This is a genomic window from Pradoshia sp. Z3_51 (assembly GCF_058215915.1).
Window position 1 is genome coordinate 282,909 of record NZ_JBZAJC010000003.1, and the last position, 14,966, is coordinate 297,874.

Sequence of the window (14,966 nt, forward strand, 5' to 3'; positions counted from 1 at the left end):
TTATAGCAATCTTTTTTGCATTAAAATTATACAGATATAATCTTTAATTAAGGGAGATGGCTTCCACCACTCCCTCATTCAATTATAAGTGGCTGCAAAGGCCAACAGGATGTTGGATGAAGACATTGCCACACGATGTGGTGGTCTTAGTCTTTGTTCCTTTTTGAGTCGTCTCAGCCTTTCGTTAGATCCAGCTTCAACTCCTAGGCCCTCGAGTCATAAGGATAGCCACTACGGGAGGAAAAAACGCCTCCCTTCGTGCCTCTCTCTTATGCTTGTCGGAGGCCAACAGGATGTTGGTCACAAAGTCGTTGCCACACGATGTGGCGTTCTTAGACTTTGTTCCTTTTTAGTCGTCTCAGCTTTTCTAGCCTCTCAGCTGTGCTCCTGCTTTTTCTTCTACGGCGAAGAGGACTTTGCTGTGGGCTTTTGTTACTTCTTCGTCTGTTAGTGTTTTTTCAGGGTCGAAGTATTTTAGGGAGAATGCTAATGATTTTTTGCCTTCTTCCATTTTTTCTCCTTCGTATAAGTCGAATAAGTGAACTTCTTTTAATAGTTTGCCGCCAGCTTCTTTGATAATCGTGCTGATTTCTCCCGCTACTGCTTCAGAGTCCACAACCAATGCAATATCACGTGTAATAGAAGGGAATCTTGGAATAGCTGTATATTGAATTGGTTCTTGATCTACATGTAAAAGGTCTACTAGAGACAATTCAAATACATAGGTTTCTTTTAAGTCTTCTTTCTTTTCAACTTTCGGATGAACTTGACCTACGAAACCAATTAATTCTCCATCTAAGAACAATTCAGCTGTGCGTCCTGGATGCATTCCTTCAACGATCGCTTGTTTCCACTCCATGCGGTTTTCTAATCCAAGTTTGCGGAATAACCCTTCAAGGATTCCTTTTACAACGAAGAAATCTACTTTCTTCTTCTCTCCCTGCCATAGGTTTGTGTTCCATAGACCCGTTACAGCACCTGCAAGATGCTCTTTTTCTTCTGGAAGCTCTGTATCAGAAGTTTTAAGGAAAATAGCGCCTGTTTCATAAACAGCCATATTTTCATTTTGGCGAGCTACATTATGCTTTAACACATCCAGCAAGCCAGGAATCAGGCTCATACGAAGAGTGCTTCTTTCTTCACTCATCGGCATCGCCAAACGAATGCTTTCACGTTGCTCTAATGTATACATGGCTGCTTTTTCAGCAGATGTTAGAGAATATGTGATGTTTTGCATTAAACCGGCTTCTTCTAGATAACGACGTACAACTCGACGCTTCATTTGGTATGGAGTTAGTACACCTGGCTTAGAAGCACCAACCGGCAATGTTTTTGGAATATTATCGTATCCGTAAAGTCTTGCTACTTCTTCAATAATATCTTCTGGAATGGTAATATCTCCACGGCGTGTCGGTACCGTAATTACAAAGTCTTCTCCATCCACTTTCACTTCAAATTGAAGGCGCGTTAAAATATCCTTCACTTCGTTAACAGATAATGACGTACCCAATACTTTATTGATTTTTCCAAGACCAATACTGATTACGGCTTCTTCAATCTTCATCTCATTAAATTCTGCTTGACCTTCAAGCACTGTACCGCCTGCAAGCTCTGCGATTAATTCTGCTGCACGTTCTCCGGCAGCACGAACGCGGTTTGGATCCACACCTTTTTCAAAGCGTGCGCTTGCTTCTGAACGAAGACCAAAATCTTTGGAAGCTTTGCGAACAGGACCGCCTGCAAAATAGGCTGCTTCCAGTAATACAGTTGTTGTTCCATCAACAACCTCAGAGTTGGCTCCTCCCATAACACCAGCAAGTGCAATAGCTTCTTTGCCATTTGTAATGACCAAATGATCACCGCTAAGCGTACGTTCAGCTTCATCCAATGTAGTCAGTTTTTCACCTTCATGCGCCATACGAACGACAATTTCTTTAGATTGTAAACGATCATAATCGAACGCATGCAATGGCTGACCATATTCAAGCAAAATGAAATTCGTAATATCGACCACATTATTATGCGGGCGGATTCCGCTCTTCATTAATCGGCTTTGCAGCCATAATGGAGATGGACCGACTTTTACATCTTTAATGATTTTCGCGATATAAAGAGGATTTTGCTCAGGTGCGTCCACTTTTACGCTTACATAGTCTTCTGCTTTCTCAGAGCCTGATTTTACAGTTACTTCTGGTACTTTAACTTCTTTACCCAAAATAGCTGCTACTTCATAAGCTACACCAAGCATACTTAGGCAATCAGAACGGTTTGGTGTCAATCCAAGCTCAAGAATATGGTCATCGAGCCCCAGTTGTTCAAGCGCATTTGTGCCAGGAACAACATCTTCAGGGAATACAAAAATACCTGTACTGAACTCTTTTGCCACTACTTTCGCTTCGATTCCCAATTCCTGCAGGGAACAGATCATGCCGTGGGATGCTTCTCCGCGAAGCTTGCTCTTTTTAATTTTGAAATTCCCCGGTAAAACAGCTCCTACTTTTGCGACAGGAACTTTTTGTCCTGCTGCCACATTCGGCGCACCGCACACGATTTGAACCGGTTCTTCTTCACCGATATCCACTTTACAAACACTTAATTTATCAGCATTCGGATGCTGTACTTTTTCAAGTACATGTCCGATTACCACGTTTTGAATCACCTCAGCAGGAGATTCTACACCTTCTACTTCGATTCCGCTTCTTGTAATTTTTTCTGCCAACTCATTAGCATTGATTCCATCTAAATCAACATAATCCTGTAACCATCTATATGATACAAACATCTTATTTCCTCCCTCTAATTCTTACTCGTGACGATGAAACTGGCTTCCGAAACGTACATCATTTGTATAGAAATGACGGATATCGTCAACACCGTATTTCAGCATGGCAATCCTTTCAACACCCATACCAAATGCAAATCCAGTGTACTTCTTGGAATCAAATCCTGCCATTTCAAGTACATTCGGGTGAACCATACCTCCGCCCAGAATTTCGATCCAACCTGTTTGTTTACAAACTGAACAGCCTTTTCCACCGCAAATTTTACAGGAAATATCCATTTCAACTGAAGGCTCTGTGAATGGGAAAAAGCTTGGACGAAGGCGAATTTCACGATCTTCACCAAAGAATTTTTTCGCAAATACTTCAAGAGTTCCATTTAAGTCAGCCATTGTAATGTTCTCATCCACTACAAGACCTTCAATTTGCATAAATTGGTGAGAGTGTGTGGCATCGTCATTATCACGGCGATACACCTTACCAGGACAGATAATTTTAACCGGTCCCTTCCCTTCATGCTTTTCCATTGTACGAGCTTGTACAGGGGATGTATGGGTACGCATTAAGATTTCCTCAGTAATGTAGAAGGAATCCTGCATATCACGGGCAGGATGGCTCTTAGGAAGATTCAATGCTTCGAAATTATAGTAATCCTGTTCCACTTCCGGACCTTCAGCCACTGTGTAGCCCATTCCAAGGAATAGGTCTTCTAATTGTTCCGTGATTTTTGTTAAAGGATGGTGGTTCCCTTTATTAACAGGAGCTCCAGGAAGAGTGACGTCAATTTTTTCCTTTGCCAATTTTTGATTAACAGCTTCTTCCTCTAATGCGTGCTGCTTTTCTTCAATTGCAGATGCAATCGCACCTCTTACTTCATTGGCAAGTGCCCCTACCTTTGGACGTTCTTCTGCTGAAAGACTGCCCATTCCTCTCAATACCTCGGTGATCGGTCCTTTTTTGCCAAGGTACGCAACACGGACATCATTCAAGCCTTTGAGGTCAACAGCAATCTGTACTTTTTCCAAGGCTTCCTGCTGCAATGCTTGTAATTTCTCTTGCATAATTAAATCCTCCTATGTGATTTTTGATGAAAACCAATAAATGAAAACAACAAAAAACCCCGTCCCCAAAAAGGGACGAGGTTATCATCGCGGTACCACCCTTGTTAGCTTCCTATTCATTATAGGCTCGCTCGCTTCATTCAATAACGACATTTCTGCCGGCTAACCTTTACACAAACGTTTTGTCTGTGGTCCCGGTTGCAGCTCCGGGGGTGAATTCACTTGTTTGCCTTTTTCCATAAAAACGCTCTCAGTCTCAGGCGTTTTTTTCCTGTAAGGCGGTCAAACAGCTACTTAGTCCCCATCTATGCTTTTCATCATCCAATTTTATTTACTCATTATAATCTAAATTGCCCCGAGTTTCAAACGTTCATTTCCTCTTTATTTAAGGCCATACATCAAAATGCCGGCAGCTACTGCCACATTTAATGATTCACTTTTTCCGTATATAGGAATATACACATTTTGATCTGTTTGTTCTAGCAGTTCTTTGCTGACGCCGCTGCCTTCATTGCCGACAAGTATAGCGAACCGTTCTGCTTTACTTATCTCCTTATAAGGCTTTGCTCCCTGCAAGGCAGTCCCATAAACCTTCATACCTGATTGTTGTAATTTATCCACCCAAGTTTCTAGGCTTCCTTTAAAAGTTGGGATATGAAACAGGCTGCCCTGTGTAGAGCGAACTACCTTTGGACTGTATGCATCTGCGCACCCGTCTCCGAGTATAACGGCATCAAAGCCCGCTGCATCTGCTGTACGTATCATTGTTCCGATATTCCCTGGATCCTGCACACGATCAATTAATAATACAGTTGAAATGTCCGCTCCTAACTCAGGGAAAGTTGGCTTTCTGCAAGCCGCTGCAACTCCCTGTGGTGTGTCAGTATCCGCGATTGCTTTAAAAATGTCTTTATGTACAGTAAACAGATCAATGCCTTCTAGCTCCCACTTTAAAGGTAAATCAGTACCTTCCTTTACAATCAGTTCTTCCACTAATCCATGCATAAGAGCTTCCTCTACTAAATGAAAACCTTCCACTAGGAAAAGACCGCTTTTATCCCTGTCCTTCTTTGTCAAAAGTTTCTTCCATTGCTTTACACGTGCATTTTGCATTGATTCAATATATTTCAATATAAGTCACCTTCTTATCAAACGTTCTTTCATTATATCCCAAATTTAATACATAGAAAAAGGAAAGAAAAGCAAAACTAAGTATGAGACCAAAATTGGAGGGAATATCCATGAATTTAAATCTTAGAAATGCCATTATCCATAATGTAACAGGCAATACCCAGGATGAACTTGAAGCCACTATTGTAGATGCCATTCAAAGCGGTGAAGAAAAAATGCTGCCGGGCCTTGGTGTATTATTTGAGCTTATTTGGCAAAAAGCCTCTGAAAGCGAGAAGGACGAGATGCTCCATCTATTAGAAAGTGCACTCAGCAAATAACAAAAGAACGATGACGGAGTTATTCTCCATCATCGTTTTTTCGTATTCAATCAAACGTAATCTTATCCACCGTTTCCCTGTTCAGACGTTTAACCAATTCTACAATAAGGTTAACCGTATTTTCATAATCATCACGATTTAATATCCCCGCATTAGAATGGATATAACGAGTTGGAATCGTAATCGCGATAGAAGGTACACCCGTACCGCTGACATGGAATGATCCAGCATCTGTTCCGCCGCCAGGTATATGATCAAATTGATAAGGTATATTCATTTCTTCTGCCACACCGACAATAAAGTCCCTCAAGCCTTTATGAGTCACCAGGCTTGCGTCATATAACACCAGTCCCGGACCGTCTCCCGCTTTTGTTAAACCGTCTTTTTCAGATAATCCTGGTGTATCGATTGCCACTCCAACATCTACAGCAATCGCAATATCAGGCTGTACATAATTAGCCGCTGTTTTAGCGCCGCGCAGCCCTACCTCTTCCTGAACAGTTCCTACGCCAAATACGGTATTCGGATGGTTTTCATCTTTTAGGCGTTTTAATACCTCTATTGCCACCGCACAACCAATTCGGTTGTCCCATGCTTTAGCCATTAACATTTTTTCGTTTTTAAGTACCGTAAATTCGGAGTACGGCGTTACCATATCTCCTGGACGAATTCCCCATTCAAGTACTTCATCCCGGCTTGTGGCTCCGATATCAATGAACATATTTTTGACATCTGCCGGTTTCTTTCTCGCTTCCGGAGTAAGGATATGAGGCGGTGAAGATCCGATTAAACCCGTAATTTGCTCGCCCCCCGAAGTGGTTACTGTAACACGCTGAGAAAGCATAACCTGTGACCACCAGCCCCCAATCGTTTGAAAAAAGAGGAATCCTTTGTCATCAATCCGGGTAACCATAAAACCTACTTCATCAAGGTGTCCGGCAATCATAATGCGCGGTCCTTTTTCTTCTCCTGTTTTCTCAGCAATCAAACTGCCGATTCCATCAAATGAAAGGCTATCAGCATATGGCTCAATCAGCCTTCTCATAACTTTTCTCGGTTCTCCTTCATTACCTGCAATGCCGTTAACATCTGTTAGCTCCTTCAGCATAGAAAGCGTATCATCTAGATGTTTCATAAAAAAGAGCCTCCTTAACTATGTATATCATTCTTTATAGTATATGTATTATTTCCCTTTACTATCAAATAATCGAAAGACCATTATGAATCAGCCGAAAGACTTCCGTTAATATTCACTTCTAAATATAGCCTGACCATGGAACTGGTTCATTCCATTAAACATGGTCATTCCTCCTGTATCCTAACCAGTCTTCAGTAAACTGAATAGAACTTCATTCTATTAACCATCTAAAAAAGCCTGCAAAACTTATCTATACAAATAAGTTTAACAGACTAATGTTAAGTATGACCAAAAAACTGACTCCACTTAATAATGACCTTCTTTTCTCTAAGGAAAAAGAGCAAGATAATCAGCGCTGAAATGATAATCAGCATCATCGTTGGAGAAAACTTTGCAATCGAATGTCCAAATACCGTATAAAAAAATGCCAAGGGAATATTGGACCAAAAAACGGCTTTTGCGTAATCCGTAAAGGTTTTGCTGTTGCCGATTAAATAAAAATTTAGGAGATGGAAATGTATAAACGGAATAAGCCTTAGGATACTCGCCTGCTTTACATTTATTCTTCCTCCGAACTTCAATGTACGCTCATCCAACTTTTCAAGCTTATGCTGTAATTTCGGCATTTTAATAATCATAAAGTAAAAAATAATCGATGATAGCCAGAGACCTAATAAAGATAATAACGTACCGAATACAGCACCAAACATAATCCCGCCCGCCATACAAACAACAGCTACCGGAATAAAAATATATTGCCTTACTATATGGAAAACTACAAAGACAAGAGGTGACCAAAAACCACCTGCCTCAATAAAAGCGAGCAACATGGTAAAATCATAATCCATACTCACACCCCATTTTGCCTTTCTACGTTGTTAAAACTTGGCTTATTTATTAATATATGTTCTCTTGCTTAATTATGACTGTATGGTTGATAAAAGAATAGCTGCTATGATTACGTCCACGATTGCTAATAATGGAAAGCCTGCCACAAAAGCTTTATGCTTTGTTTTATGCCTGAATAGCTTCATACCTGCTGTCCCGCCAATAGCTCCTCCAGCAAGAGCCAGAATCCACAATGTTTTCTCGCTTATGCGGTATAGATTATGTTGAGCTCTGTTTTTATCCAGTTTCATAACAAGAAGTAAGGTTAAATTGATGAGTATAAAATAACCGATGATAAGCTCTTTCATATTCTCCTCTCCTCCCATAACAAAAGGCGCCCCCAATCACTTGAGAAGCGCCTCTATTATTATTTATTAAGTTCTTTTTTAGCTGTTTCAGCTAATTGAGCAAATGCTGCTGCATCGCTAACTGCAAGTTCAGCAAGCATTTTACGGTTAACTTCAATACCAGCAAGTTTTAAACCGTGCATTAAACGGCTGTAAGAAAGACCGTTGATGCGAGCTGCTGCATTGATACGAGTAATCCATAATTTACGGAAGTCGCGTTTCTTTTGACGACGATCGCGGAATGCATATTGCAAGGATTTCATTACTTGTTGATTAGCAACTTTGTATAATGTATGTTTTGAACCGAAATAACCTTTAGCTAGCTTTAATACTTTTTTACGACGTTTGCGCGTCACTGTACCGCCTTTAACACGTGGCATATCTAATTCCTCCTAAAATTGAGCGTTCTCAATTACTTGATATTGTCTAATAGATGACGAATGCGTTTGAAATCTCCGGAACTAACCATTCCACTTTTACGTAATTTACGTTTTGCTTTAGTGGATTTGTTAGCGAATAAGTGGCTTGTGTAAGCATGGCTGCGCTTAAGCTTACCAGAACCAGTTTTTTTGAATCGCTTTGCAGCGCCTCTGTGAGTTTTCATTTTTGGCATGGGAAATTTCCTCCTCGAAACATTACTTTTCGTTTTTCGGTGCTAAAATCAAGAACATGCTGCGTCCGTCCATTTTTGGCGCTGTTTCCACAGTAGCCACTTCTTTACATTCCTCTGCAAAGCGAACTAACACGCGCTGCCCGATTTCTTTATGGGTAATAGCCCGTCCTTTAAATCGAATACTTGCTTTTACCTTATCTCCTTTTTCAAGGAACTTAATAGCGTTGCGAAGCTTCGTATTAAAGTCATGCTCGTCGATAGTTGGGCTTAAACGAACCTCTTTTAAACTAATTGTTTTTTGGTTTTTTCTAGCTTCTTTTTCCTTCTTCTGTTGCTCGAAACGGAACTTACCATAGTCCATAATACGGGCGACAGGAGGCTTTGCGTTCGGTGCAACCAGCACAAGATCCAAATTCACGCGTGTAGCAATTTCTAATGCCTCATTGCGGGATTTAATTCCAAGCTGCTCACCATTTTGATCAACTAGACGTACTTCTCGGGCACGAATGCCTTCGTTTAAGATTAAGTCTTGTTTGCTAATAATAAGCCACCTCCAAGATTTTCTAGCAAATACTACTTCACATGCTTTTTAAACATATAAAAAAGGCCGGTGCATGCACACCCGCCCATAAAAAGACATACCGTCTGATTATATCAATTGAACCAGTTAACTACTCTCTGAAGAGTGTTATACAGGTGAGAAGCGGGTGCTTCTGCTTTATAATGTGTCGTATTTGATTTGCTCACTAAAAATCATTTTAACATGTTTCGCTGTATAATGTCAATAGAAGCTCATTCGTAATGACAACAAAAGTTATTTTATCAAAAATTGTACCTGGTGGCAAGAGGTTTTTGAAGAAAGATTGGAAAGTTAAAATCCAGATACTATTGATTCTGTATAGATTTCAAAATTGGATACATGTTTGGCCATTCAACAAAACAATTCCAAATCCGGTTGATTTCGCAACAGAATTCAAACCTTAAGTGTGTACATTCATTACGACCACCATATTTCACTTGGTCTTTCGCGAATAAGCACACCATTTAAATTCTTAACCGCTCGAGTAAAACCTTCTTCAATAGACATTAATGGATCTTCATGTTCAATACTGACAGCATAATCATAATTGTAAATACGGAGCGCACTCATCATATCGCTCCATTCTTGAATAGAATGCCCGCATCCAACACTTCTGAATGTCCAGGCTCTAGATTCCACATTACCATAGGGCTGCATATCTGTTAATCCATACATATTTACATTATCCTGATCGATATACGTATCCTTCGCATGGAAATGATGAATAGCACCGGCCTTACCGAGAATCTTAATCGCTGCCACCGGATCAATTCCCTGCCACCACATATGGCTCGGGTCAAAATTAGCTCCGATTGCCGTACAGGTTCTTTCCCTTAGTTTTAATAATGTATAAGGTGTATGAACAAGGAACCCCCCATGTAATTCAATACCTATTTTTACATCATGTTGCTCTGCAAACGTCCCGATCTCTTTCCAATAAGGAATCAACTTATTTTCCCATTGCCATTCTAATAGATCGGCATATTCCGCCGGCCAAGCAACAGTTGGCCAATTTGGATATTTTGCTTCTTCACTGTCTCCCGGTGTACCGGAAAATGTATTTACAACGGGTACTCCCAACAAGGATGCAAGTTGAATTGTCTTACGTAAAATGGAATCTGATTCTTCAGCGAACTTTTTATCCGGTGTTAGTGGATTGCCATGGCAGCTGAACGCACTAATCGATAATCCTCTAGAGTTGACTTCTCCAAGATACGAATTCCTCTTTTGTTCATCCTCAAGCAATTCATCCAACGGACAATGAGCGTTCCCCGGATACCCTCCGGTTCCAATTTCAACAGTGGATAATCCTGCTTCTTTAACATAATCGAGCATATCTACAAATGACATTTTCGAGAACAATACTGTAAAAACTCCCATCTTCATTAAAAACCTTCCCCCTCAGCTAAGGAAACGGTCTTCTTCGTCCGCTCTGATTCAAGAGCACCAAGAATGATACCCAATGATTTTTTCCCTTCTTCTCCCGTAATTAGCGGTTCTTTATCCTCGATAATTGACTGAATGAAATGATTGATCACATGAGATGACGTTTGCCCACCATCTTCATTCGTCTGAATTTTATCCAACTTATGTTTAATGACACGTCCATCAACATACTCTTCAATTAATGAATGCTCTGGATCATCCTCCAATCGCAGAATACCCTTTTCTCCATAAATAACCGTTGAATTATCCCCGCCGCCGGCTACATAAGCCCAGCTCGCCGCTAAAGTGCCAATGATTCCGCTATCCGTGCGCAGCAGGACAACCGCATTGTCATCTACTTCAGTAGAATCCTTTGCATTGGTTTCAACAAAAGCACTTACTGCTGAAAACTCTCCAAATAAATAGCGAAGTAAATCTGACTTATGTACGCCTAAATCACCTAAAGCACCTATAAATGCTTGTTTCTTATTGAAGAACCAGCTTTCCTTGCCATCCACACTCCAGCCTTCTGGTCCGGGATGGCCAAAAGCGGTACGAAAACTATAAATCTTCCCTAATTTACCGCTATCCAAAATTCCCTTGGCAGTCTGATGTGATGCAACAAATCGTTGGTTATGGGCAATCATCAATTTTTTACTGGCCTCACGTGCGGCATGAATCATCTCTTCTGCTTCTTGCTTTGAAGTTGCCATTGGTTTTTCGCATAATACATGTTTACCAGATTTTAATGCAGCAATTGTAACGGGAGCGTGCAAATAATTCGGAAGGCATATACTGACAGCATCAATATCGTTTCTTGCTATAATTTCATCATAATCGGTATACACTTCACTGCCATAAAGCTCAGCCATCTTCTTTGCCCTTTCTTCAACTAGATCGCATACGGCAGTGATTTCTGAAGTCTCATTTGCAGCATACTCAGGTAAGTGGCGGAATTTAGCGATACTTCCACATCCAATAACACCCACTCTTATTTTATTCATCTACGTTCCTCCATTTTAAAATTATTGAACTTAATTAGCGTCTAGTAAAAATGGCTTCTCGCATTTACTTTCCATTACATAATGAGTCCCTAATTCCGAGGACCGATGTATTCCTTCCATAATTTCAAGTACATGCAAGGCCATTTCAGAGCTAGCACGGGGCTGATAGCCGTTCTGAAGAGCCTTTGCCATGTCGGCAAGACCAATCCCGCGCAGATTGTCATATGGATCTCCCATAGTCTTCAATTCAGTCCACTCAATCTCTCCATCTCTTTTTACAAGAACAGGATGATTAAATTGGTTCGGATCAGGCAAGCTAAGTGTTCCTTTTTCCCCATATATCTCAAGAAACGGAGTTCTAGCTCCCACTACATCAAAGCTTGTCGTAATCGTCGTAATCACTCCACTCGCCATTTCCAGTATTCCAGTCACATGTGTCGGCACCTCAACCGGGATAAACTCTCCAAACCGCTTCGGATTTGTGATCAATCGTTCCGTATAGGTTGTTCTAGCTATACCAGTAACTCTGTTCACACTGCCCAGTAAACTGATTAATGCCGTTAAATAATATGGACCCATATCAAACATAGGGCCACCGCCAGCCTTGTAATAAAAGTCGGGGTTTGGATGCCAGGATTCAGGTCCATTGGACATCATATTGCCTGTTGCCCCTACAATTCGCCCAATCAATCCTTCCTCAATCCATTTTCCAGCTAATTGAAGACTGCCACCGAGAAAGGTATCAGGAGCCGACCCTACTATAACTCCCTTTTCACGGGCAGCGTCCAGTATTCTTTTGCCTTCGTTATATGAAATTGAAAGAGGTTTTTCAGTATAAACATGCTTACCGTTATGAATAGCTTTTAGAGATACAGATGAATGAGCATAAGGAACAGTTAAATTTAAAATTAAATCGATATCTGGAGATGTAAATATTTCTTCAAGCTCCAACGGTTTTCCAACATTATACTTTCGAGCCATTTCAATCGCTTTTGTATAATCCAAATCCGCACAGGCTACTACTTGATAGTCTGTAAATCTATTACTATTCTCGATATAGATGCTGCTGATATTTCCGCAGCCGACAATCCCTACCCGTAAAGTCATGAAACCCTATCTCCCTTTATTTGTTGTATAATCAGGCAGGTTGCTTTTTAAATAATTCATACTAATTTCCATACTCCTAAACGGAGTTAATCTCGTAGCATCCTGTTCAACAATCCACCAGGCGACGTTTAACTCCTCGCCCTTTTCTAAAATTTTCTCAATCTCAACCCCACCTGTGCCCAGTTCTGCGAAAAACTGTTCATCATCTAAGGTCATGTCCTTTAAATGGATGAGAGGAGACCGATTCCGGTATTTATCCAACCAGGAAATAGGATCTTCCCCTGCCTTTTTTAGCCAATATACATCAAACTCCGCTTTAACCTTATCTGGATCTGTACCATCAAAAATAACCTCCAGCGCTTTCCGTCCATAGGATAGGGTCTCTAGCTCAAAATCATGATTGTGATAGCACAATGTAAGACCGTTCCTCTTACATGTCTCCCCTATTTCGTTTAATAAAGAAGGCAGAGCAAGATAATCTCTTTCATAGCGTCGGTCTTCTGCTAAATATGGACATACAATATAGTTTGAACCTAATATAATTTGCTCTTCAATTACTCGTTCAAGCTCACTTTCTAGCTCATCGATTGGGATATGGCTGGCTGCTGCTTTTAAGCCATACTCATCTAAGAGGTTCCTCACTTCCTGGGCAGTAAGATTACCGTGGCCAGCTAACTCAACACCGTCAAAACCAAGCTCAGCTACTTTTTTCAACGTACCTGCAAAATCTTTTTCCGCCTCTTCTCGCAGACTGAACATTTGAACCGCTATAGGAATCTGATTCATATGAATACTCTCCAATCCAGTAAATAATTTATTATTCTTTCATTTATATAGCCTGATAGTTAAAAACACTGTCCTCCTATAAAGATTCAGGAGGACAGTTATGATTTAATATCACTTATTCCATAGCTCAATACGGTCTTTTATTAGTTTGGTATATTCCTTTTCAGCTTGTTCGACATCCGCTTTTTCCAAATCCTTCATAAAGGTATCCCACACTTTATCAAAGTTATCTGGATCTGCCAGAATAGCTTCCGGAATCCGTTTTTTCACGATATCAAGACACTTTTGCATGATAAGCTCCGTATCAGAACCTGAAGGGACCGCCATATTAAAAGCTGCTCCCCATTCTTTTACAGGGAAATCTTCTTTTTGTGGATACAAATCGGCCCACATCTCTACGCCATAATTAGAAAGTACTTCTTTTTCAACATCAGTATAGCCGTCTTTGATTTGCTCTCTACTGGCAATTGAAAAGGCTTGTCCAGTTGAATCTGTTATTCCATCCCCGTAATAAGGAGCAAAGCCTTTTAATGCACCAATACCAGTTTCCTTTACATAATTGGCATTGCTATTACGCTGATCCATTTCTTCTTTCGAGATGACACGTTTACCATCTACAACCTCATAATGCTCCCCTTCAATTCCCCAGTTTTGAAGAATCTGTCCTTCTTCAGAGGCAAGATAATCGATAAATTTAATGGCACGTACCGGATCCTCATTATCTACTGTAATCCCGATGCCCCATCCGCCTAGATAGCCAGTATCCTGGAAATTATGATGTTTGAATTGTTCATTAAGTGTTACAGGATACATTCCATACATACGCTCTGTTTTTCCAGATTCACGCAGCGCACGGTCTGCATCGCCAATCTGCCAATCCGTATCGGTTACGGAAAGAACACGGCCAGAAGAAATCTTAGCTAAATATTGGTCGTATTTTTGTACAAAGCTTTCCTTATCCAATAAATCAATATCATTCATATGGTTTAACCAGCGGAAATATTCTTTTTCTTCAGCCCGGCGATAATGTAATTTTGCTTCATGTGATTTTGGATCGATATAAAATTCTCCATCATCAGGTGCACCTGTTGCATAAAATGCAGGATTTGTGGTAGATATCTGGATGCGCCAGTCATCAGCCAGTAGGGATAAACCTATCGTTGGCTTTCCATCAATCGTTGGATATTTAGCCTTATATTCCTTAATAGCCTTCTCTACATCCTCCACTGTGCGGATTTCAGGATAATCTAATTTTTGAACAACATCATGCTGGAGCATAAACCCAGTGCCTGGCTCGAAATACGTCTGATCAACAGCTGCAGTTGGAAGGATATAAATCCCTTCATCTTCATTACTCCATTTCAATCGATTTAAATAATCACCATAAATTTTCTTTAAATTAGGTGCATGTTCTTCAATTAAATCTGTCAGGTCTATAAAAGCTCCTGCATCAACCAAATTACCAGCATTCCCTTTTGGTAAAATTAAATCCGGATACTCCCCGCTTGCAATCATAAGCGAGATTTTCTGATCTCCGCCATTTACATCAAATTCAGGATCAATTGTCACATCTGTTTTATCCTTGATTGCTTTGCTCACTGGACTTTCCATCTTATCCCATTGAGAATGCGGATCAGCGCTAAATAAAGAAAAAGTAACAGGCCCAGTTGTCTCTTCCTTCGGACTCGAAGTACTATCATCCTTACAACCAGTTATCACCAACATAACGGCCATCAAAAGAATTAGTACTGATTTCGTTTTTGTTTTCATTCTCTTTTCTCCTTAT

The 14,966-nt window shown here is 40.5% G+C and carries 15 protein-coding genes and 1 other annotated feature; of the genes, 1 reads left to right on the forward strand and 14 read right to left on the reverse strand.

What is annotated here, in order from left to right:
* Window positions 1–367: 367 nt before the first annotated feature.
* From pheT to AC4BHA_RS08550, 3 genes are all read right to left on the reverse strand, one after another.
* A complete protein-coding gene (gene pheT / locus AC4BHA_RS08540) occupies window positions 368–2,782 on the reverse strand; it encodes a phenylalanine--tRNA ligase subunit beta (protein WP_140462239.1) in 2,415 nt (804 codons plus the stop codon).
* A 21-nt stretch (window positions 2,783–2,803) separates the two neighbouring features.
* Window positions 2,804–3,841 (reverse strand): phenylalanine--tRNA ligase subunit alpha, encoded by a 1,038-nt coding sequence (gene pheS, locus AC4BHA_RS08545; RefSeq protein ID WP_066108785.1) that lies wholly within the window; start codon window positions 3,839–3,841, stop codon window positions 2,804–2,806.
* A gap of 381 nt (window positions 3,842–4,222) precedes the next feature.
* A complete protein-coding gene (locus AC4BHA_RS08550) occupies window positions 4,223–4,954 on the reverse strand; it encodes a TrmH family RNA methyltransferase (RefSeq protein WP_490551629.1) in 732 nt (243 codons plus the stop codon).
* 128 nt (window positions 4,955–5,082) lie between these two features.
* On the opposite strand from AC4BHA_RS08550, the gene sspI reads away from it, so the two are divergent.
* Entirely contained in the window at window positions 5,083–5,292 is a 210-nt protein-coding gene (gene sspI, locus AC4BHA_RS08555) for a small acid-soluble spore protein SspI (protein ID WP_066108794.1), read from the forward strand.
* Window positions 5,293–5,338: 46 nt separating this feature from the next.
* Here the strand turns inward: sspI and AC4BHA_RS08560 are convergent, their stop codons facing one another.
* From AC4BHA_RS08560 to AC4BHA_RS08610, 11 genes are all read right to left on the reverse strand, one after another.
* Window positions 5,339–6,427 carry a M42 family metallopeptidase gene (locus AC4BHA_RS08560; RefSeq protein WP_066108797.1) on the reverse strand — a complete coding sequence of 363 codons (1,089 nt, stop codon included), beginning with the start codon at window positions 6,425–6,427 and terminating at the stop codon, window positions 5,339–5,341.
* A gap of 281 nt (window positions 6,428–6,708) precedes the next feature.
* Window positions 6,709–7,278: a VTT domain-containing protein gene (locus AC4BHA_RS08565; protein WP_066108799.1), complete on the reverse strand. Its 570-nt coding sequence runs from the start codon at window positions 7,276–7,278 to the stop codon at window positions 6,709–6,711.
* A 72-nt stretch (window positions 7,279–7,350) separates the two neighbouring features.
* Complete coding sequence (locus tag AC4BHA_RS08570; RefSeq protein WP_490558441.1) at window positions 7,351–7,626, reverse strand: DUF1294 domain-containing protein; 276 nt, start codon at window positions 7,624–7,626, stop codon at window positions 7,351–7,353.
* Window positions 7,627–7,685: 59 nt separating this feature from the next.
* Window positions 7,686–8,045, reverse strand: a complete 360-nt coding sequence (gene rplT, locus AC4BHA_RS08575; protein WP_066108802.1) for a 50S ribosomal protein L20 — start codon at window positions 8,043–8,045, stop codon at window positions 7,686–7,688.
* A gap of 32 nt (window positions 8,046–8,077) precedes the next feature.
* Window positions 8,078–8,278, reverse strand: a complete 201-nt coding sequence (gene rpmI / locus AC4BHA_RS08580) for a 50S ribosomal protein L35 (RefSeq protein ID WP_049669916.1) — start codon at window positions 8,276–8,278, stop codon at window positions 8,078–8,080.
* Window positions 8,279–8,300: 22 nt separating this feature from the next.
* Complete coding sequence (infC, locus tag AC4BHA_RS08585) at window positions 8,301–8,822, reverse strand: translation initiation factor IF-3 (protein WP_077248178.1); 522 nt, start codon at window positions 8,820–8,822, stop codon at window positions 8,301–8,303.
* A 48-nt stretch (window positions 8,823–8,870) separates the two neighbouring features.
* Window positions 8,871–9,003 (reverse strand) — a sequence feature (ribosomal protein L20 leader region).
* A 272-nt stretch (window positions 9,004–9,275) separates the two neighbouring features.
* Window positions 9,276–10,244: a sugar phosphate isomerase/epimerase family protein gene (locus AC4BHA_RS08590; RefSeq protein ID WP_066108818.1), complete on the reverse strand. Its 969-nt coding sequence runs from the start codon at window positions 10,242–10,244 to the stop codon at window positions 9,276–9,278.
* Window positions 10,244–11,287: a Gfo/Idh/MocA family protein gene (locus tag AC4BHA_RS08595; RefSeq protein ID WP_066108822.1), complete on the reverse strand. Its 1,044-nt coding sequence runs from the start codon at window positions 11,285–11,287 to the stop codon at window positions 10,244–10,246. Before AC4BHA_RS08595 ends, AC4BHA_RS08590 begins: the two co-directional genes overlap by 1 nt.
* A 30-nt stretch (window positions 11,288–11,317) precedes the next feature.
* Window positions 11,318–12,394, reverse strand: a complete 1,077-nt coding sequence (locus AC4BHA_RS08600) for a Gfo/Idh/MocA family protein (protein WP_490558442.1) — start codon at window positions 12,392–12,394, stop codon at window positions 11,318–11,320.
* A 6-nt stretch (window positions 12,395–12,400) separates the two neighbouring features.
* Window positions 12,401–13,180, reverse strand: a complete 780-nt coding sequence (locus tag AC4BHA_RS08605) for a sugar phosphate isomerase/epimerase family protein (protein WP_490558443.1) — start codon at window positions 13,178–13,180, stop codon at window positions 12,401–12,403.
* A 111-nt stretch (window positions 13,181–13,291) separates the two neighbouring features.
* The gene (locus tag AC4BHA_RS08610) at window positions 13,292–14,950 is read right to left on the reverse strand and encodes an ABC transporter substrate-binding protein (protein ID WP_490558444.1); all 1,659 of its coding nucleotides are present in this window, start codon (window positions 14,948–14,950) and stop codon (window positions 13,292–13,294) included.
* Window positions 14,951–14,966 lie beyond the last annotated feature (16 nt).

Bases quoted from the DNA above. Each gene is read 5' to 3' on its own strand.
- AC4BHA_RS08550 (WP_490551629.1), bottom strand. From the start codon at position 4,954: ATGCAAAATGCACGTGTAAAGCAATGGAAGAAACTTTTGACAAAGAAG.
- AC4BHA_RS08565 (WP_066108799.1), bottom strand. From the start codon at position 7,278: ATGGATTATGATTTTACCATGTTGCTCGCTTTTATTGAGGCAGGTGGT.
- sspI (WP_066108794.1), top strand. From the start codon at position 5,083: ATGAATTTAAATCTTAGAAATGCCATTATCCATAATGTAACAGGCAAT.
- AC4BHA_RS08595 (WP_066108822.1), bottom strand. From the start codon at position 11,287: ATGAATAAAATAAGAGTGGGTGTTATTGGATGTGGAAGTATCGCTAAA.
- AC4BHA_RS08560 (WP_066108797.1), bottom strand. From the start codon at position 6,427: ATGAAACATCTAGATGATACGCTTTCTATGCTGAAGGAGCTAACAGAT.
- AC4BHA_RS08600 (WP_490558442.1), bottom strand. From the start codon at position 12,394: ATGACTTTACGGGTAGGGATTGTCGGCTGCGGAAATATCAGCAGCATC.
- AC4BHA_RS08570 (WP_490558441.1), bottom strand. From the start codon at position 7,626: ATGAAAGAGCTTATCATCGGTTATTTTATACTCATCAATTTAACCTTA.
- AC4BHA_RS08605 (WP_490558443.1), bottom strand. From the start codon at position 13,180: ATGAATCAGATTCCTATAGCGGTTCAAATGTTCAGTCTGCGAGAAGAG.
- AC4BHA_RS08590 (WP_066108818.1), bottom strand. From the start codon at position 10,244: ATGAAGATGGGAGTTTTTACAGTATTGTTCTCGAAAATGTCATTTGTA.
- rpmI (WP_049669916.1), bottom strand. From the start codon at position 8,278: ATGCCAAAAATGAAAACTCACAGAGGCGCTGCAAAGCGATTCAAAAAA.
- rplT (WP_066108802.1), bottom strand. From the start codon at position 8,045: ATGCCACGTGTTAAAGGCGGTACAGTGACGCGCAAACGTCGTAAAAAA.
- AC4BHA_RS08610 (WP_490558444.1), bottom strand. From the start codon at position 14,950: ATGAAAACAAAAACGAAATCAGTACTAATTCTTTTGATGGCCGTTATG.
- pheS (WP_066108785.1), bottom strand. From the start codon at position 3,841: ATGCAAGAGAAATTACAAGCATTGCAGCAGGAAGCCTTGGAAAAAGTA.
- pheT (WP_140462239.1), bottom strand. From the start codon at position 2,782: ATGTTTGTATCATATAGATGGTTACAGGATTATGTTGATTTAGATGGA.